Raw genomic sequence first — 19,277 nt, 5'->3', positions numbered from 1 at the left:
TCAAAAAGAAAGCGTTGACATCACAAAATTAACATGATAATTTATAACTATAAACTAAATAACCACAATCTTTTAGGATTGTTACTGGTCAAGCAGGCAAAACCTAAATCATTGTCCCTATCTATGATAAGGCGTGATTTAGGTTTTTTTATATCTAAAGACTTATAAAAATTAAATAACGATCAATCGCTATGAAGGATTGTTACTGGTTAAGCAGGCAAAACCTAAATATCGATTAATGTCTGAATCGCTATTTCTCGGACATTAATGGATGTTTAGGTTTTTTCTATATCAAGATGAAATCAACGATTGGAGGGTAATACAATGAACCACAAACAAACAGCAAAAGAAGTGCTAGAACTTGTCGGCGGTGAAAAGAATGTTAAGCAAGTTACGCATTGTATGACAAGACTTCGCTTCAACTTATACGATGAAAGCAAGGCAGATAAAGAGAAGCTGCAATCAACAGATGGCGTCATGGGCGTGAATCAAAGCGGAGGCCAATATCATGTCATTATCGGCAATGATGTCTCAAATGTCTATCAAGCGATGATCGCTGACTCAGGTCTATCATCTGATGTAAAGTCAGGTGGTACAGAAGAAGCGTCAAAGCAAAATGTGATATCAAAGCTTTTCGATTTTATCTCTGGTGTCTTCACACCGATTCTTCCGGCTATCGCTGGAGCCGGTATGATCAAAGGGATTTTGGCACTGATGCTCACATTCCAGTGGATATCAGATAAAAGCAGTACGTATGCGATTTTAACAGCCATTGGAGATGGAGCCTTTTACTTCTTACCGATTCTGCTTGCTGTAAGCGTAGCCAAAAAAATTGGCACAAATCAGTATATCGCGGCTGCCATTGCAGCAGCAGCACTGCACCCGCAGTTAACCGCTTTACTGGGCGCGGGAAATACAGAATTTCTAGGCTTGCCAGTGGTTGCCGTTGTGTACTCTTCATCGGTGATTCCAATTCTGCTCACCATCTGGCTTGGTTCATATGTTGAAAGATTCGCAGAAAAATATAGTCCGAAATCATTAAAGATCATCCTTGTTCCAACAGTCACACTTCTAGTCGTTGTACCAGTTATGCTCATCGCGGTTGGACCGCTTGGCGGGATTATCGGAAGTGGCCTTTCAGGTGGAATTGATTTATTGTTCAAACATGCAGGTCTTTTGGCCGGACTCTTGATCGGCGGCTTCATGTCACCATTGATCATTACGGGCATGCACTATGCACTGCTTCCAATCATGATTAACAACATTACGTTAAACGGTTTTGACTTCATTCTTCCAATGATGTTTGTAGCAAATATGGCACAAGCAGGCGCAGCATTCGGTGTCTTCTTAAGATCAAAAAACAAAACATTTAAATCATTGGCGATGTCTACAAGTATCACAGCCTTAATGGGTATTACTGAACCTGCTATGTATGGTGTGAACATGCGATTGAAAAAACCGTTCCTTGCAGCCCTTATTGGTGCAGCAGCAGGCGGCGTGTTCATGTCAATCTTTAAAGTAAAATCATATGTGATATCTGGATCAGCAGGCCTTCCAGGTCTCCCAACATTCATTGGACCAACATTTGTCTACTCAATCATCGGCTTAGTAATCGCCTTTGTCGTAGCAACGATCATGACACTTGTTCTCGGATTCAAAGATGTACCAGTGAAAGATGATACAAAAGCAGACAAACCAGAAGAAAAGAAAGACACAGCAGCACTTCAAAATGAAGTGGTACAAAGCCCGCTTGAAGGTCAACTAAAGCCGCTCAATCAAGTAAATGATGCAACATTCTCTAATGAAATCATGGGTAAAGGTGCAGCCATTGTACCAACAGTTGGGCGTGTTGTAGCACCTTTCAACGGCAAGGTTGAAACCATTTTCCACACAAAACATGCCATTGGTTTGAAGAGTGAACAAGGTACAGAACTTCTCATTCATGTGGGGATTGACACGGTAAAACTTGACGGAAAGTATTTTACAAGTCATGTGCAGTCAGGTGATCTGATTCAAGCAGGAGATGTACTCATTGATTTTGATATCGAGGGCATTCAGCAAGAAGGCTATGATGTCACCACACCTGTTATTGTCACCAACACAAACGATTTTGCACAAGTTGATGCGAAAACAGATGGAACGATTACAGTGAAAGAGACACTGCTTACAGTCAGTGTAGAAGAAAAAGAGGAGGGTATTCAACATGAACAAGTTAGAAAAAACATTTCCTAAAGGTTTCTTATGGGGCGGCGCTGTTGCAGCCAACCAAGTTGAAGGCGCATATAATCAAGATGGAAAAGGCTTATCGACAGCTGATGTATCACCAAATGGTATTATGCACCCATTCGATGAATCAATGAAAGACCTTAACTTATATCATGATGCAATCGATTTCTACCATCGCTATAAAGAAGATATTGCACTCTTTGCAGAAATGGGATTCAAGTGCTTCAGATTATCCATTTCTTGGCCGCGTATTTTCCCAAATGGCGACGATGCGGAACCGAATGAAGCAGGCCTCGCTTTTTATGAAAAAGTATTTGATGAACTGCATAAGCATGGAATTGAGCCAGTTGTCACCATCTCTCACTATGAAATGCCGCTCGCACTTGTGAAAAACTACGGCGGATGGAGAAACCGTAAGCTTGTGGATCTTTATGAAACATACGCGAAAACATTGTTCACCCGCTTTAAAGACAAAGTGAAATATTGGATGACCTTCAATGAAATCAACGTTGTATTACATGCGCCTTTCACTGGCGGCGGACTTGTATTTGAAGAGGGTGATGACGAGAAAAGCATTCAATATCAAGCAGCGCATCACCAATTTGTTGCAAGTGCTTTGGCTGTCAAAGCAGGACACGAAATCATTCCTGATGCGAAAATCGGCTGTATGATTGCAGCGATGACAACTTATCCGTACAGCTCAAGACCAGAAGATATGTTTGCTGCAATTGAGCAAGACCGTAAAACATTGTTCTTCTCAGATGTACAGGCAAGAGGTTATTACCCAGGTTACATGAAACGTTATTTCCTTGAAAATGACATCAACATCGAGTTCCAAGAAGGGGACGAAGATATTTTAAGAAACCATACAGTGGACTATATTGGCTTCAGCTATTATATGAGCTTTGTGACAAGTACAGATCCAGAGATTCTTGGACAAGTGACTGGCGGTAACTTATTTGAAGGTGTGAAAAACCCTTATCTAGAAGCAAGTGATTGGGGCTGGCAAATTGATCCGAAAGGACTTCGTACAACACTGAATCAGCTGTATGACCGTTACCAAAAGCCATTGTTTATCGTAGAAAATGGATTGGGTGCTGTCGATCAAGTAGAAGAAGACGGATCCATTCAAGACGATTACCGAATTGATTACCTCAGAAGCCACTTGCTAGAGGCGAGAGAAGCGATCGCAGACGGAGTTGACCTGATCGGTTATACAAGCTGGGGCCCAATTGACCTTGTCAGCGCATCAACGGCTGAAATGAAAAAACGCTACGGCTTCATTTATGTTGACCGTGATAATGAAGGAAACGGTACATTAGATAGAAAGAAAAAGAAAAGTTTCGATTGGTATAAACAAGTGATTGCGACGAATGGTGAACATTTGGATGCATAAAAGAAAAAGACAAACCGCCATACTGCGGTTTGTCTTTTTTTCTTCTCTGAGGGACTACGAAGTCCACACTTGATCTGCAATCTCAATCACATGACGCAGCTTTTCCCATTGCTGCTCTTCTGTTAACAGGTTGCCTTCCTCTGTTGAGGCGAATCCGCATTGTGGACTCAAACAAATTTGGTTAATGTCTACATATTGAGCCGCTTCCTCAATGCGTTTTTTAATCTGTTCAACTGGCTCAAGCTCTCCGTATTTTGAAGTGACAAGGCCTAGTACGATTTGAAGGTTTGGGTTCTTCACATATCGAAGGGGCTCAAATCCGCCAGAACGATCGTCGTCAAACTCTAAAAAGAGACCATCAAGATCTAAGCCGGCAAAAATTGTTTCTGCCGCTGCTTCGTAACCACCTTCAGCTGCCCATGTCGATTTAAAGTTACCTCGGCAAATATGCATGGTGATCACCAAATCCTCTGGGCGGTCGGCAACAGCTTCATTGATTGTCTTCGCAAACGATTCACGAAGTTCATCTTCTTCACGGCCAAAGGCTTTGATTTGTTCATGGCCTTTTTCAGAAAAGAACACTGCCCATGCCGTATCATCCAGCTGCAAGTAGCGGCAGCCTGCATCATAAAAAGCACGGATGGCTTTCTTATACGCTTGTGCCACATCATGGTGGAATTCCTCTAAGCTGTCATACACTCCTTCTTCAAGCTTTCCACGGAAAAAGAGCATATTCGGACTTGGAATCGTCATTTTAGCCGTATGATCACCAGCGATGCTGTGAAGGAAACGATAATCCTCCAGCATTGGATGATCTGTAAAATCGATCTTACCTGTTACCTTGATACCTCTAGCTTTTGTCGTTGTGTTATGGAATTGAATGCCTTGATCTGCTTCAAATCCTTCAACTCCATCGAGTCCTTCAAGAAAGTCAAAATGCCACCATGCACGTCTGAATTCACCATCTGTGACAACCTCTAACCCAATTTCTTTTTGCTTCTCTACAATACGTGTAATTTCTTCGTTTTCAATTTGTCGGAGCTGCTCTGCTGTCAGCGTACCGTCTGCTTTTTGCTTGCGTGCTTCCTTGATGCGCTCTGAACGAAGTAAACTTCCTACTTGATCTGCGCGGAATGGCGGTTTCGTTGTTTTCTTTCCAATGGTTTGTACTTGTGTCATGCTGAATCCCTTCTTTCCTCAGGTTAAAAAATCAAATAAAAAAGCTCTTCCTTAGATAAGGAAGAGCATCATATACTGTGAGAACTCTGCCTTATCTTCAAACAAGCATTTGCTTGCTTAAGGAATTAGCACCATTCTGTTCCTAGGAACAGCGGTTGCCGGGTTTCACAGGGCCAGTCCCTCCACCACTCTTAATAAGGTTACCTTTTGATTCAATTTTCTTAATAAACACAATTATTCAACCTTTTCGAGGAAAAGTCAATGGTTTTTACAATTTAATTTCCTACATGAACAAATCAGCGACAAGAACACCAGCAAGTCCGACAAGTGAAAGCACGGTGACCATCAATGTCCACGTTTTAAAGGTTTGAGCCATTGATAGGTTAAAGTATTCTTTATAAATCCAGAAACCCGCATCATTCACATGAGAGAATGTAATACTTCCCGCACCTGTTGCGATCACCATTAATTCAGGGCTGACACCCGTCAGGCCAATCAGTGGTGCAGAAATGCCAGCCGCCGTGAGACCGGCGACAGTGGCTGATCCTAAAGAGACACGAAGGACAGCAGCAATGAGCCAAGTCAGAAGCAGGGGAGAAAGTGTGCTTCCTTGCATGATTCCTGCAATGTATTGATCGACGCCGCTATCAATGAGCACTTGTTTAAAGGCGCCGCCGCCTGCAATAATTAATAGAATCATAGCAATAGAGCCGATAGAATCCGTGATGGACTTCATCACATCCTGCATGCTCTTTCCTCTTCCAAGCCCAAACGTGTAGATGGCAAGCAGCACTGAGATTAATAGTGCAATCGCCGGTTCGCCTAAAAACTCAGCAGTTGGCAGCAATGGAGAGGATGGGAAGAAAATTTCTAGAAATGCTCTAAATGTCATAAGCAATACAGGCAGAACAGCGGTGAAAATGCTAATGCCGAAGCTAGGCATTTCTTCTTCTGTGAATTCCTTTGGATTAAATAAGTTCTTTGGAATATGTGCGTGCAACTGATCTTTTTTAAATAGTTTCGTAAACAGAAGTCCGCCTACTAAAACAGCAGGAATCGCTAAAATAATCCCAACCAATAAGGTTTGTCCCATGTTTGCCTGAAAGACATTTGCAATGGCAGTCGGTCCTGGGTGAGGGGGGAGGAAGCCATGTGTGGTGATGAGTGCAGCGACGAGCGGCATCCCCACATACAGCACAGGAAGTCTTGCAGCCTGAGCGATCGTAAAGACTAATGGAATTAAGATAATGAATCCGGTTTCATAAAATAGAGCAATTCCAATCACAAATCCAGTCAGCATCGTCGCCCATTGGATTTTTCCGATGCCAAACCGGTCAATGAGTGTCATCGCGATCCGCTGAGCTCCGCCAGAATCAGCCATCAATTTACCAAGCATCGCACCAAAACCGAGAACGAGTGCGAGATGCCCGAGCGTACTGCCAAGTCCTTTTTCGACGGAAGCGATCGCTTCTAGTGGTGTCATCCCTTCTAACACAGCAACAATTAAAGAGACAATAATCAAAGATATGAAAGCGTTTAACTTAAAGACAACCATGAGTAAAAGCAGTAACAAAACGCCAAGTCCAATAAACACTAACGACATGATCTTTCCTCCTTTGTGGTGCATAAGGGGCGCAAACACCCCCTATGCCTTATCCTTCAAGTATGTCTACAGCTTCTTTTAACGTATCCTTTGCCCCAACATTTCCCGGGAAAATCACATAAGACATGAAAGGGAATTTACTTTCTTCTCCTGTTTGCCAAACGGGGATCCCTGGTTTGATTTGACCTGCCACGGTCGCACGTTTCACGCTAAGTCCTCTTGTTCCAATATCGCTGGAGGTAATTCCACCTTTGGCAATAAGATACTTAGGACGAATGGTGAGACGCTGGACAATACTTGTCACAGCATCACTAATCTGTACAGAGAGCTTTAATTCTTCCTCTTGGCGATCATCCCCAAGATCAAGCCGTTCTCTTCTTGTATAAACAGCTACAGATTGACCTGCTGCCAACAGTGCTTCAGTTTGCTGAATGACACGGTCAATTTCTTCGCGAAAGGCATCAGGCTCTAATACGAGGTGGGTATTAAATTCAATAAAAGCTATCTCTTTATCTTGTTGCAGCGCTTTTAATTGTTCTGTTGTTTTTTTCACATGAGAACCGATCATAATGAGACCACCATGCGGGCTTTCTTCTTGGATCAAGGCATCTCTTGTTAATAAGGCTTGATCCCCTATACCGCCAAGTACTTTTGTGAGCGCCGCCGCACTTCTGAACATCAGCTGCTGTCCTGCTTGAATGGCTTCAATGAGAGCGGTGACAAAGACTTTGACATCATCATAGTCCACCGCGTTTACAACCACCTTTTTGAAATCCTTGACACTCATGAGCTGCTGTTTGATTTGATCAATGCGTAAAGCCCGCAGATCAGCTAACGAAATGTAGGTAGTGTTCTTTTTTGTGAACATTCCTTCTGACTTTTCTTCAATCCATTCTCCAAGATGAGAAGATTGAAAGCCGAATGTACGGTCTCTTGCAAATTCTGTGTCACCAGCAGGAATTAATTCGTGTCCTTCCTGTACGTAATGAATATTGTCGATCGTAAAGCGTCCACCTTCTTGGAAAAAAGGAAGAAGGATTTCACCATCGAACTGGCGGGAGCTTTGCTGTTCAATGGTCGTTTTGAGTACTTCAGTTTCAAGCGGAAAGTGTCCGCGAAGAGTAGAATCCCCTCGGCTGACAATGACGAAGTCCTGATTAAGACGTTCAGCCACCTTTACAATGGTTGCTGCGATTGTTTTGTGCGCAGCGGCAGTTTCTTTCTCAGTCATACTGCGTGAATTGGTCAAAATAAAGAACATGCGGCTGTCTTCAAGAAAACCAGCCTCAATGCTTTCTTCTGACCAATCGGTGAAAACAGAGATGCCATGTACGGTTTGAATCCCTGTTGGATCATCGTCTAATACAATGACTTTATGCTCAAAGCTGCTCAGTGCTTGTTCGTATGCTGATTGAATGGCCTTTGAATCTGCTTTCGGAATGGCATTTAGTATGTCAGTGCTTTGCTTCATGACCATCTCATCCTTTCTTTACTTCGACATGAGCCATTTTTTCGTAATATTGAACGATGCCTCCATGATCAAGCCCGGATTTCCCGTCCGCTTTGAGGGCGTGGAAGATTTCAAGCAGCTGACTAGAAAGCGGGAGAGGAACACCGATATCATGAGCCGTTTCCATGACGTTGGTTAAATCCTTCAAGTTGATGTCGATGCGTCCGCCAGGTTCAAAATTTCGTTCTAAGATGAGAGGGACCTTTGCATCGAGAACAGCGCTCCCTGCCAGTCCGCCGCGGATGGCTTCATACATCTTATCAATGGCAATGCCTGATTTAGCAGCTAGAACGAGCGCCTCGGACATGGCCGCAATATTTAAGTTGACGATGATTTGATTGGCAAGCTTCGCTGTTGTCCCGCTGCCATTTGCCCCAACTAATACGACTTCAGTGCCCATTGCAAGCAGGACATCCTTTACTTTCTCAAAGATGGATTCTTCGCCGCCAGCCATGATGGCAAGTGTTCCGTCTATTGCCTTCGGTTCTCCGCCGCTGACAGGTGCATCGATAAATTCCACCTGATGCTGTTTGGCAAAAGCAGCTAAAGCCCTGGAGGTGACAGGAGAAATTGAGCTCATATCTACGATGACAGTGCCAGGTGCAGCTGTCGTTAAAATGCCTTGATCACCTGAAACGACTGCCTCTACATGCTCTCCTTTAGGAAGCATTGTGATGATGATATCGCTTTCAGAAGCTGCCTCAGCTGCTGAAACAGCACCTTTTGCTCCGGCTTCTTGTAACGATCGAATCGCTTCCTCATTTAGGTCAAAAACCGTCAAAGTATGACCGGCTTTTAATAGATTGAGTGCCATAGGTTTTCCCATAATACCTAGTCCAATGAATCCAATCTTCTTTGTCACGTTGTCTGCCTCCTATATAGAAAACCCTTACAAAAAGCGCTTTCTTTTCTTATTGTTAGTATATATACTATCAATTAAATTTAATAGTAGGAAATAAACTATTGTTCATTTAATGTACATGACGTGATAGGAACGTGTCAACGGAAAATATGATAAAAGTCACAAAAAAAGACCGGAATCAACTCCGGTCTTTTGCGTTTATGTTTTATTTTTAGCTACAGCTAATCGAGATCGTTTCACGTTTTCAATGGCATTTGATCCTAGCTCTAAAACAGCGGCGACGTATAGTACATCAATGATCACAAGCTGGTTGATACGGGAGATCATGGAGTCCGATCGATAGGTTGTCTCTCTGGAAGAACTAAGCAGATGAAAGTCAGACTGCTTTGCGAGCTCAGATTTCGGATAGCTGGTGATAGAAGCAACCTTTGCCCCTTTTTCTTTTGCAAACTGTACGGCGTCAAGAATTTCTCTGCTCTCTCCTGAATGGGAGATTGCGACGATAAAATCGTGTTCCATGGCGTGTGTTGCAATCATATTCATCATATGCGGATCACTGCATAGGCTCACTTCAAAACCAAGCTGCAGGAACTTATGATAAGCATCTCCAGCAATAAAGCTGGACGCACCTGCTCCAAAAAAGACGGTTTTATGTGCCTGTTTCATGTGTTCAATGAATTGCGTGACGGCATGATCCTCTAGAATATGCTTCATATCTTGAATAGAGTTTGTTGTTAACTCTATGACCTTATGTTTAATGTCAGCGACACTATCGGTTGCCTCGATCTCGCCGTATATGGATTGAGGGGTATTGGTCGCAATATCCTGTGCAACATGGACACGAAACACTTGATACGATTCATAGCCAATTTTCCTTAGAAACCGAAAGATCGTCGTTTCACTTGTGCTGCATTCAGCAGCGAGTGCACTTATAGAATGAAGCACAACTTTCTGAGGATTTTGTAAAATGTAATTGGCAATCTTTTTCTGGGTTGGGGACAAACTATGAAACGTCGTCCGAATGTGACTAAAAATATTCTCTTCTATGATAAACACCACACTTCATCTAGCATTCTACATTAAGCATACAGGAACTTATGAAAACGGTAAACAAACCCGGTGTGGAAAAATAAAGAATAATATGGAAAAAATACTTCTTTTGGTTCTTTTGTCATGGTATACTCATTTGGTAATAAACAAAAATGGGGGTTTTTACTATGACAATGAAAAAAGGTCTAACGATCAGCCTGCTTATTTTCTCACTGATTGTTTCCTTGTTTGCGCCAGTTGGATCTGCGGATGCCAAACAAGCAAAAAAAGCAAAAGTAAGCACACACTATTATAAAAAGAAAAAAACGTTCAAATATGCACAGGTGAAAAACCTAAGCAAGACGCATATGAAAACCATCAATCGTGATTTAAAAGAAGATATCGCTTTCTCTTATTCTACGTACTTGTTTTTAAAGGACGAAGCGAAAAAGGAAGGTTATGGGAAGGTCACGTATGAGAGAACGTATAAAACGAAATTTAATAATGGTAAGAAACTGAGTATCTTAAACTATGATTACATGTATAACGGTGGAGCACACGGAGACACAATGGTTTCCAGCATGAACTATGTGTTAACAAAGAAAAAAACAAAGCAGCTGTTCTTGACAGACGTTGTGAAAACAAAGAAAAAGCGTACGAAAGTAAGAGATTATATTTATAACTACACAAAGAAACATAAAAGCAAATTCTACGCGAACCTGAAAAAAAGCGACATTGAAATCAACTACAACACGCAGTATTACTTCACGAAAAAGGGAATTGCTGTTGTCTTCCAGCCATATGAAATTTCACCTTATTATGTTGGAATTCCTATGATTCAAGTTCCTGCGAAGGTATATAAATAAAAAGAAAAACGACCACTGAATCTGGTCGTTTTTTGCTGTTTATGCAAACAAAAAAGAGCCCCTCATGAGGCTCTTTTATTTGGATTTATACTTGTTTAGGTGCATCGTTTAGTGGGTGACGGCGTTTTCCGTTGTAGTGGCGGCGCATACGAAAGATTTCAAACTCCGAAAGCTCTGCGCTTTTTCTTTTTTGGGTGCGGTTATCTTTTTTGAAAGAGAATAGTAAGTAGCAGCAAAGTGAAGCGATAATCAATAAAATCATCATATGACATTCCTCCAATTCATCCTATTCTTTAAGTGTAGACAGGGTGAGTGATGTTTATAACTGAAAATAAGCAGCAGAAACGGTTTAGTTCTTAAGGTTCATTTGATCTGCTATTTTAGGTCTAAAATACTGGTTGTTTTTAACTATTATATTTCCAGTTATTTCACTCGTCAAGAAGAATTTTTTCTGGGGTTGTCTCTATTAGTACGAATAAGTGTCATAAAAGTTTCAGAAAATTGTAAACTTTTATTAAAAAACCGTTCCCGAACAGGAACGGTTGTAAACATGTCTATGCTTTTTCTTCAAATAAACGGGCAATTTCAACGATAACTTCGGTTGCTTTCACCATGTTTTCAACGGAAATAAATTCATATTTACCGTGGAAGTTTTCACCGCCGGTAAAGATGTTTGGCGTTGGAAGACCTTTATATGAAAGCTGGGAGCCATCTGTGCCGCCGCGGATTGGTTCAATAACCGGTGTTACTGAGCGGTTTTCCATGGCTTCATGAGCAATGTCTACAATATGTTTTACCGGCTCAATTTTTTCTCTCATATTATAATATTGATCCTGAATGCTGAGGGTGATGCTGTTTTCTCCGTATGTGGCTTTTAAGTCATTTGCTATTTTTTCAAACAGGGCCTTGCGATTGTTGAATTTCTCTTTATCAAAATCACGGATAATATATTGCAACTCAGCCTCTTCTACTTCTCCTACAAATTTCGTCAGGTGGAAAAAGCCTTCGTAGCCTTCTGTATACTCCGGAGATTCGTCAGAAGGAAGTTTGTTGTGAAAAAGCATCCCGATTTTCGCAGCACTGACCATTTTGTCCTTTGCTGTCCCTGGGTGGACATTGTTTCCTTTAATGGATACTTTCGCGCCCGCTGCGTTGAAGCTTTCATATTGCAGCTCGCCAAGCGGTCCGCCGTCAATTGTGTATGCATAGGAAGCGCCAAAGGCATCAACATCAAACTTGTGCGGCCCTCTGCCAATCTCTTCATCTGGCGTAAAAGCGACACGGATTTTTCCATGCTTGATTTCTGGGTGTTCGATGAGGTAATTCATAGCGGTCATAATTTCTGCGATACCAGCTTTGTTATCTGCACCAAGCAGGGTTGTGCCATCTGTTGTGATCAGTGTATGTCCTTGGTACTTTTGTAAATTTGGAAACTGTTGTGGAGATAAAACGATATGTAGATCTTCATTTAAGGTAATGTCGCCGCCTTGATAGTTCTCATGAAGCTGCGGTTTTACATTTTTGCCGGTGAAGTCAGTGGCTGTGTCAATATGAGCCAGAAAGCCAATGGTCGGCACATCTTTGTCTGTGTTAGAAGGGATCGTTCCCATGACATAGCCGTTTTCATCCATTGTTACTTCTTGAATCCCAATGGATTTCATTTCTTCAACAAGCTGTCTCGCCAGATTCAATTGTCCTTCAGTAGATGGGCAGCTTTCCTTTTCTGCATCCGACTGCGTATCTACCTTCACATAACTTGTGAAACGCTGAATCATTTCCTCTTTCATCTATACGTCACTCCTTTTGTAGAATACGTCCATTTTATCACGTCTTGAATGCGCTTCATAACAAGAAAGGCTTTCTCTGGCAATTAGAGAGGAAAAAGGCCTACTTTCATTAGGTAATGTGCTGAATGGTTCTTTAGGGTGATTTTTTTGGGTGTCTTTTTATTTATAATGAGGACATATAAAATCATCCATTTGTACGTTAAATTGGGAGAAAGGGGTGCGAAAGTTGGATTCTAGTCAAACGCTGGCACTCGCTCAAAAGTTTCAGGAAGCGGCTGATGAGATTCGGCAGTCCAAGCAGCTGCTGGAAAATCGGCTGAAGGCAGTAGGATCAGGCTGGCAGGGAGAAGCAAGGGATAAATTTGATCAAAGCTTTGAAGAAACAACGGCACGCTATGATCAATTTGAAAAGGATTTGCTTGAAACAAGTCAGGAACTGCGGGATGCAGCGGTCAAAATTGAGGAGCGTAAAGCTGAAATTGCCAGAATGGAAGAGCTTGAGCGAAAGAGACGAGAAGAACGGAGAGAAAGAAACCGAGAAGGGAGATGATGTGATGGCACGTGACATTGTGGTTGATCCAGATCAGCTGACTGGGCTGGCGAATGATTTTGTAGGCGAGCTGTCAGCCATTGAAACGAAGCACCGCGATTTACATAGTGAACTGGACGGGCTGATTTTAAGCTGCGATCTTCGGTATAGAAGCTGTTTTTCTGGTGTCGGGGATGCATGGGGAGCAGGACAGGCATTAATCAGCAAATTGAGCAGTGATGATATTGCCATTCGTCATGCAACGGATAAAATGGTCGAAGCAGATGATATATTGCGGAAATTGTACAGTATTTATGATCAATATGGTACACTCACGAGCTTATCTGGTATCGTGATGATGCAGGCGAAATATTACGGGCTTGGAATGACGACTTTCATTAAAGAGAATGGCCGATATGCAGCGCAGCATTCAAAGCTGCTGCTTGATCTGACCAGCCGGGTAGAAGGAACGAGATTTGACCGGTTAGCAAGGATTTGGCTGAGTAAAAAAGAATTATTAAAACGATCGAACTGGCCGATGGCTGACTTGGTTCATAAGAAATTCACAAAATTTTATCCTGACGATACAGTTGCGTTCACAAACAGTGTTCGTGATTTTACAAAAGGAAGTATTAATTGGAAGGACACGGCTGCTATTAAGTCTGTTCTGAAAAATGGTGCAAGATTTGCGAAAGGAAATGCCATCATTGCAACAGTTGTCACTGGTGCAACTGAGACGGTTGGCTGTGGATTGAAAATTGCCGAGAACTATGCAGAATTCGGCGATCAGCCAGAAGTTCTTAAGCGTGAAAATGCAAAGGCTGTTGGAAATGCAGTGAACAATACGGTCTTTATCGCTGGCGGTTCTGTCGCAGGTGCCGTTGTCGGCGGTGCTCTTGGCAGCTTTGCAGGTCCGATTGGAACCGTGGTTGGCGGAGCCATTGGTTCAGCAGTAGGTGGATTTATTGGAGAAAAAGTCGCCAAGCTGACATCCGGTTTTGCTGAACAGATGGCAGTGAAATTAAAGGACCCGATTCATGCAGTCGTGGATAAAGGGAAAAAAGCGTTCGAACTGGCGGGTCAAGGTGTGAAAGCAGTGAATGATACCATTGATCAGGCAAATCAAGTGATACATAAAGGGATAGAAAAAACAAAAGAAACCGCAGATTCGCTCATAAAGGGTGCAGGCGATTTCTTTAAGGGTGCATTTTCTTTTGGATAAGGAGAGATCAAGTTGGATCAGCTAAGTCTAAGTATTGAGGAACTCATCTTTAGTTTTTACAGTGAAGGCTATTTTGAACAAGGTATGTCCTTAAAGGAGGCTTATTATCCTGAAGTAGAGGACGAGCGCTTGGGTTTTTTATTTGAAATTGCGTGCCGCTCTTTGCTCGCAAAAGGTGTACTGGAATTTCGAAACAGACAATACCGTTATAAAACGGAATACCGTCATTTCATCCAGGCGATGAATGATGCCTCCCACACGATCAAGGCGTCTAGATTTGGAGATTTAGATGAAGAAGTCAGCACCTCTTTTCACACAACACAAGCGGGTGTATATGCGCATCATACGCTTTATGATCAACAAGTGCATCAGATTCGCAAACTGGATGGCGATCAGCAGGCAGAGGAGCAAGTGACAGCCTTTTTCAACATACAGATGAATGATCACCCTGAACCTGTCATCAGCCTGCAGGCAGAGGAATTTGAAATGCTATTAGAACAGGCAAGCGAAGCGAAAAATGAGTGGCCATCCTTTCTGAATAAAGCGGAGAATCAAGAGCTCGTGAAGGCATTTGTTTCTGATGTACAGACGAGAAAAGGAAAGATGGACTCTCTCATGAAGGTCGTCTATGACAAAAATAATACGCCTGATGTGGAGTCCATGCTATTTGTGATTCCAGGTGAGAACCAATCGTGGCTTGTATCAGGAATAAAAGAAAATCAATTTCGCATTGAGACGGCTCATCGAGACGGGTTACGTTCTATATTCTAATGGAGAAAAGGAGAATGACACTTGAATCCAAGTGAAGTAATAGAAGTAAGGAGCAGACCTTTTTTAAGAGTATGGGCATTCTTAGCAACGGGCGGCTTCGGTATCATCGGTATTTGGTTATTTTCAGAAGCTCTTACATTTGAATCAAACTATACATTGTTTTTATTTTTAGGCGGACTATTAGGTATTGTCTATGGCTGGATCTCCTTTTTGATGATTTTGCCTGCTTTTACGAAGAGGGGAAATGTGATTTTTCGCATTCAGCGCGGAGAGAATGGCGCTGTGCTGCACCGGGAGCGAATGATTCCTTTTCAAGATATTCAATCAATCGACATGCGCAGGCATCGTTACAGTATAAGAGGATTTCTTTTCATGGATGTGCTCATTCGGAAAGTAGATGGGAAATTGATCAAAATTCCGGCATACAGCATTTTAGATGAAGAAGTATTTGAGCAGACCGTCAAACAGGAGATCTATCCATATTTACATCAGACAGCCCAAGAAAATTGGAGACAGCAGCATGGCCAAGGAGAAGAGGAGACCGACTAAGTTGTTTTTGTCAGAATTCCATAGGATGAGGCGCCACTTTTTCGAAGAAATCGTGTATGATGTCAGTAAAGACTGAACACTCGAAAGAGGTGATGAGAGATGGATAAAGAGATGGTAATCGACCTCGTCACAGAACAAATGGCACGGATTCGAAAAGAAAAGGATTATACGCAGGATCGTATGGCGGAGGTACTTGGTCTATCGAAACGGCATCTACAGCAGGTTGAAAAAAACAGGCTGCGTCTCAACTGGACGCAATCCGCGGCCGTATGTGCATTATTCAGAGATAGTGACATTTTAAAAGGCACCCTGGGGGATGACCCGCTCGAGATTTTGGAAGTTGTGGCACATGATGAATTGCATCTATCAGTAGAGCGTACGATTGGCGGCAAGGTTTGGTGGAGGACGTCTGTCAAAAAAGGCACGTTTCGGCTTCAGCAAAATGTACTTAGTCAGCATTACCGCATCTTAGACGAGGAGAATTATCGCTATTATAGTTCGTTTAATAAAGAAGAAGCGAAGCGGCGGCTAGAGGAATTAAGCCAGCTGTCTTCTCCATATTGAGATTGGAAAAGGAAAGAGAGGCACCTGTTTATAAGGTGCCTCTCTTTTCTGTGTTTATACTTTTAGAGTGTTTTTCGCCCGAATAAAGGCAACAAGCTGTTTGATTTCTTCATCATTTAGGGGAACGCCGTCTACATAAATGGTTCCTTCTTTTGCTTCCGTCAGTTCAATTTTGATATCAGAGATTTTGCGTTGTATCTCTGGCTCGTCCGTTCTACCAAGTAAAAAATCAATGGACGTATCATACAAATCAGCCAGCAGCTTCACTGCTTCAAGCGAAGGTCGTCGGTACCCAGATTCGTAACCGGCATAGGTGCTTTTGGCGATACCTAGGCGATCTGCCGTATGCTGGAGAGACCATTTTTTCTTTTTTCTAAGGGTGGTTAAACGATCGAGTATCATACATGAACGCTCCTTTATTTACAACAACAGTATATCATATTTTGACATAGAATGTACGCGTTATGCGTAACAATTTCTTGATTAATTCGCGTTATGTGACTATAATGGCAATGAAGGTACGCGTAAAGCGTATATTATAGAATAGCACAAGCTAGCTTATAATATGTGTGACAAACGAAGTAATTTTACGAAAGAGGTGGACCTGTTGAAGAAATTATTGCTTTTAACGACTGGTGGGACGATTGCATCTGTAGAGAGTGAAAATGGTTTAGCTCCAGGTGTTAAAGCTGAGGATCTTTTGAGCTATTTAAACGAAATTAATGCAGAATATACAATGGACACAAAGTCCCTAATGAGTATAGATAGTACAAATATGCAGCCTGAATACTGGGTTGATATCGCAACAGCCATTTATGAGAATTATGATCAGTATGACGGGTTTGTCGTTACTCACGGAACCGATACAATGGCCTATACATCAGCAGCGTTGTCTTATATGCTGCAAAATCCTGATAAGCCGATCGTGATTACAGGTTCACAAATTCCGATTACTTTTAAGAAAACAGATGCGAAGAAAAACATCACAGATGCAATTCGCTTTGCATGTGACGGTGTTGGCGGCGTGTATGTCGTGTTTGATGGCAGGGTCATCCAAGGAACACGTGCGATCAAACTAAGAACGAAAAGCTACGATGCATTTGAAAGCATTAACTACCCATATATTGCATCAATTGAAAACCATCAAATTGAATACAATAGCAAAGTAAAAAGAACACCAATGAAACCGCTTAAATTAGATGCATCCTTGAACACAGATGTGTGTCTGTTAAAATTGCACCCAGGCCTGAAGCCCGAGTTTTTAGATGCAGTCAAAAGCATGTACAAAGGGGTTGTCATTGAAAGCTACGGCAGCGGCGGAATTCCTTTCGAAGGAAGAAACCTTTTAGAAAAGATTAACGAATTGCTGGAAGAAGGCATTTCTGTTGTCATCACCACTCAGTGTCTTGAAGAAGGAGAAGACATGAGTGTGTATGAGGTAGGGCGCAAGATCAATCAAGAATTGGTGGCACGTTCAAGAAATATGAATACAGAAGCTATCGTGCCGAAACTGATGTGGGCACTAGGCAAAACAACAGATCCAAGAGAAGTCAAAAAGATTATGGAAACGCCAATCGCAGAAGATTTAGTGATTTAACTATTCTATAGAAAGCAGGTCATAAGAGATGGTTCAAGCAACTTATCGCTATGAGAAGGATTTTCTTGGTGAAAAAGAAATTCCAGCAGACGTGTATTATGGGGTTCAAACCCTTCGTGCAAAAGAGAATTTCCCGATTACAGGATATCGGATGCACGAGGAACTAATCAGAGCCTTTGCCATCGTGAAAAAAGCAGCAGCTCAAGCCAATATGGAAGTTGGACGTTTATATGAAGGAATTGGAAATGCCATCGTTCAAGCGTCTGATGAAGTCATTGAAGGCAAGCTGCACGAGTACTTTATTGTCGACCCAATTCAAGGCGGCGCAGGAACGTCCATGAATATGAATGCCAATGAAGTGATTGGAAACAGAGCACTAGAAATCATGGGACATCAAAAGGGAGAATACATCCATTTAAGCCCAAACACACATGTGAACATGTCGCAATCAACGAATGATTCATTCCCAACGGCGATCCACATTGCTGTGCTCAAGCAGTTAGATATTCTGCTTGAAACGATGCAAGTCATGCAGGACGTCTTTCAAAAGAAAGCGAAAGAATTCGATCATGTGATCAAAATGGGACGTACGCACCTTCAGGATGCTGTTCCAATCCGTTTGGGACAGGAATTTGAAGCTTACAGCCGCGTGCTGAGCCGTGATATTAAGCGGATCAACCAATCAAAACAGCATTTATATGAAGTCAATATGGGTGCAACAGCAGTTGGGACAGGCTTAAACGCAGATCCTCGTTATATTGAAATCGTGGTGAAGAAGCTCGCTGATATATCTGGTCTTCCTCTTGTAGGCGCAGAGCATCTCGTGGATGCAACGCAAAATACAGATGCTTACACAGAAGTATCCGCCGCTTTAAAAGTATGTATGATGAACATGTCTAAGATTGCCAATGACCTTCGCTTAATGGCATCTGGTCCGCGCGCAGGTCTTGCTGAAATCGCATTACCAGCCCGCCAGCCTGGATCTTCCATCATGCCTGGGAAAGTCAATCCAGTCATGGCAGAGCTCATTAACCAAATCGCATTCCAGGTCATTGGGAACGACCACACGATCTGTCTTGCTTCTGAAGCAGGACAGCTTGAGTTAAATGTGATGGAGCCTGTTCTGGTCTTTAACTTGCTTCAATCTATTAGTATAATGAATAACGGATTCCGCTCATTCACAGATCATTGCTTAGCGGACATTGAAGCAAATGAAATACGTTTGAAAGAATATGTAGAAAAAAGTGCAGGCGTGATCACTGCCGTGAACCCTCACTTAGGCTATGAAGCAGCCGCTAGAATTGCAAGAGAAGCCATTTTAACAGGACAATCGATCAGAGATCTTTGCTTGCAGTACGATGTTTTAACGGAAGAAGAACTTGATATTATCTTAAATCCATTCGAGATGACAAAGCCTGGCATTGCAGGTGCAGAGCTCCTAGAGCGATAATAATATCAAAAATTTTATTTTATTAATATGTGGAATTGCCTGTGAAAAAGAGAAAAACAGGCAATTCACTTTCTTTCGAATTGACACACTTTTTTCACAATATTTTGAAAACGCTTAACGCACGCACAAAGGGAGGA

General features: G+C 42.2%; 18 protein-coding genes and 1 riboswitch. Of the genes, 10 read left to right on the top strand and 8 right to left on the bottom strand.

What is annotated here, in order from left to right; all coding sequences use genetic code 11:
• The first annotated feature begins 324 nt into the window (after positions 1-324).
• On the top strand, positions 325-2,232 hold the full coding sequence (locus BA81_RS07465) for a beta-glucoside-specific PTS transporter subunit IIABC (protein ID WP_034281372.1): 1,908 nt from the start codon (positions 325-327) through the stop codon (positions 2,230-2,232).
• Complete coding sequence (gene bglH / locus BA81_RS07460; protein WP_034281371.1) at positions 2,204-3,622, top strand: aryl-phospho-beta-d-glucosidase; 1,419 nt, start codon at positions 2,204-2,206, stop codon at positions 3,620-3,622. Before BA81_RS07465 ends, bglH begins: the two co-directional genes overlap by 29 nt.
• A 54-nt stretch (positions 3,623-3,676) precedes the next feature.
• On the opposite strand, the gene BA81_RS07455 is transcribed toward bglH, so the two are convergent.
• The 5 genes from BA81_RS07455 to BA81_RS07435 all read right to left on the bottom strand — a co-directional run bounded on the left by BA81_RS07455 (position 3,677) and on the right by BA81_RS07435 (position 9,832).
• Positions 3,677-4,801 (bottom strand): 5-methyltetrahydropteroyltriglutamate--homocysteine S-methyltransferase, encoded by a 1,125-nt coding sequence (locus BA81_RS07455; RefSeq protein WP_034281370.1) that lies wholly within the window; start codon positions 4,799-4,801, stop codon positions 3,677-3,679.
• An 88-nt stretch (positions 4,802-4,889) separates the two neighbouring features.
• A riboswitch (SAM riboswitch) is annotated at positions 4,890-5,002 on the bottom strand.
• Between the two features lie 82 nt (positions 5,003-5,084).
• The gene (locus tag BA81_RS07450) at positions 5,085-6,404 is read right to left on the bottom strand and encodes a gluconate:H+ symporter (protein ID WP_024423918.1); all 1,320 of its coding nucleotides are present in this window, start codon (positions 6,402-6,404) and stop codon (positions 5,085-5,087) included.
• 49 nt (positions 6,405-6,453) lie between these two features.
• On the bottom strand, positions 6,454-7,875 hold the full coding sequence (locus BA81_RS07445; protein WP_034281465.1) for a four-carbon acid sugar kinase family protein: 1,422 nt from the start codon (positions 7,873-7,875) through the stop codon (positions 6,454-6,456).
• A 7-nt stretch (positions 7,876-7,882) separates the two neighbouring features.
• Positions 7,883-8,776, bottom strand: a complete 894-nt coding sequence (gene garR, locus BA81_RS07440; protein ID WP_034281369.1) for a 2-hydroxy-3-oxopropionate reductase — start codon at positions 8,774-8,776, stop codon at positions 7,883-7,885.
• Positions 8,777-8,974: 198 nt separating this feature from the next.
• On the bottom strand, positions 8,975-9,832 hold the full coding sequence (locus BA81_RS07435) for a MurR/RpiR family transcriptional regulator (protein WP_170825854.1): 858 nt from the start codon (positions 9,830-9,832) through the stop codon (positions 8,975-8,977).
• A 161-nt stretch (positions 9,833-9,993) separates the two neighbouring features.
• Between BA81_RS07435 and BA81_RS07430 the strand changes: the two genes are divergently transcribed.
• Positions 9,994-10,671, top strand: coding sequence for a DUF3298 and DUF4163 domain-containing protein (locus tag BA81_RS07430; protein ID WP_034281367.1), 678 nt, complete (start codon positions 9,994-9,996; stop codon positions 10,669-10,671).
• Between the two features lie 85 nt (positions 10,672-10,756).
• Here BA81_RS07430 and BA81_RS07425 read toward each other — a convergent pair whose 3' ends face one another.
• Both BA81_RS07425 and pepT read right to left on the bottom strand, forming a co-directional pair.
• A complete protein-coding gene (locus BA81_RS07425; protein WP_008345664.1) occupies positions 10,757-10,936 on the bottom strand; it encodes a hypothetical protein in 180 nt (59 codons plus the stop codon).
• 289 nt (positions 10,937-11,225) lie between these two features.
• On the bottom strand, positions 11,226-12,458 hold the full coding sequence (gene pepT / locus BA81_RS07420; RefSeq protein ID WP_034281366.1) for a peptidase T: 1,233 nt from the start codon (positions 12,456-12,458) through the stop codon (positions 11,226-11,228).
• 226 nt (positions 12,459-12,684) lie between these two features.
• On the opposite strand from pepT, the gene BA81_RS07415 reads away from it, so the two are divergent.
• The 5 genes from BA81_RS07415 (at position 12,685) to BA81_RS07395 (ending at position 16,093) form a co-directional block, all read left to right on the top strand.
• The gene (locus tag BA81_RS07415) at positions 12,685-13,008 is read left to right on the top strand and encodes a WXG100 family type VII secretion target (protein ID WP_024427532.1); all 324 of its coding nucleotides are present in this window, start codon (positions 12,685-12,687) and stop codon (positions 13,006-13,008) included.
• Positions 13,009-13,012: 4 nt separating this feature from the next.
• Positions 13,013-14,209 (top strand): DUF6861 domain-containing protein, encoded by a 1,197-nt coding sequence (locus BA81_RS07410; protein WP_034281365.1) that lies wholly within the window; start codon positions 13,013-13,015, stop codon positions 14,207-14,209.
• Positions 14,210-14,221: 12 nt separating this feature from the next.
• A complete protein-coding gene (locus BA81_RS07405) occupies positions 14,222-14,980 on the top strand; it encodes a hypothetical protein (protein ID WP_034281364.1) in 759 nt (252 codons plus the stop codon).
• Positions 14,981-15,001: 21 nt separating this feature from the next.
• Positions 15,002-15,529 carry a YfjD family protein gene (locus BA81_RS07400; protein ID WP_034281363.1) on the top strand — a complete coding sequence of 176 codons (528 nt, stop codon included), beginning with the start codon at positions 15,002-15,004 and terminating at the stop codon, positions 15,527-15,529.
• A 99-nt stretch (positions 15,530-15,628) separates the two neighbouring features.
• A complete protein-coding gene (locus tag BA81_RS07395; protein WP_024423909.1) occupies positions 15,629-16,093 on the top strand; it encodes a helix-turn-helix domain-containing protein in 465 nt (154 codons plus the stop codon).
• Positions 16,094-16,147: 54 nt separating this feature from the next.
• On the opposite strand, the gene BA81_RS07390 is transcribed toward BA81_RS07395, so the two are convergent.
• Complete coding sequence (locus BA81_RS07390) at positions 16,148-16,495, bottom strand: helix-turn-helix domain-containing protein (RefSeq protein WP_024427528.1); 348 nt, start codon at positions 16,493-16,495, stop codon at positions 16,148-16,150.
• 205 nt (positions 16,496-16,700) lie between these two features.
• On the opposite strand from BA81_RS07390, the gene BA81_RS07385 reads away from it, so the two are divergent.
• Both BA81_RS07385 and aspA read left to right on the top strand, forming a co-directional pair.
• Positions 16,701-17,690 (top strand): asparaginase, encoded by a 990-nt coding sequence (locus BA81_RS07385; protein ID WP_024427527.1) that lies wholly within the window; start codon positions 16,701-16,703, stop codon positions 17,688-17,690.
• Positions 17,691-17,718: 28 nt separating this feature from the next.
• The gene (gene aspA / locus BA81_RS07380) at positions 17,719-19,140 is read left to right on the top strand and encodes an aspartate ammonia-lyase (protein WP_024423908.1); all 1,422 of its coding nucleotides are present in this window, start codon (positions 17,719-17,721) and stop codon (positions 19,138-19,140) included.
• The last annotated feature ends 137 nt before the right edge of the window (positions 19,141-19,277 follow it).

The organism is Bacillus safensis FO-36b (assembly GCF_000691165.1).
Lineage (GTDB): Bacteria > Bacillota > Bacilli > Bacillales > Bacillaceae > Bacillus > Bacillus safensis.
The sequence above is the reverse complement of the archived record's forward strand: the minus strand, read 5'-3'. Positions and strand labels throughout refer to the sequence as shown.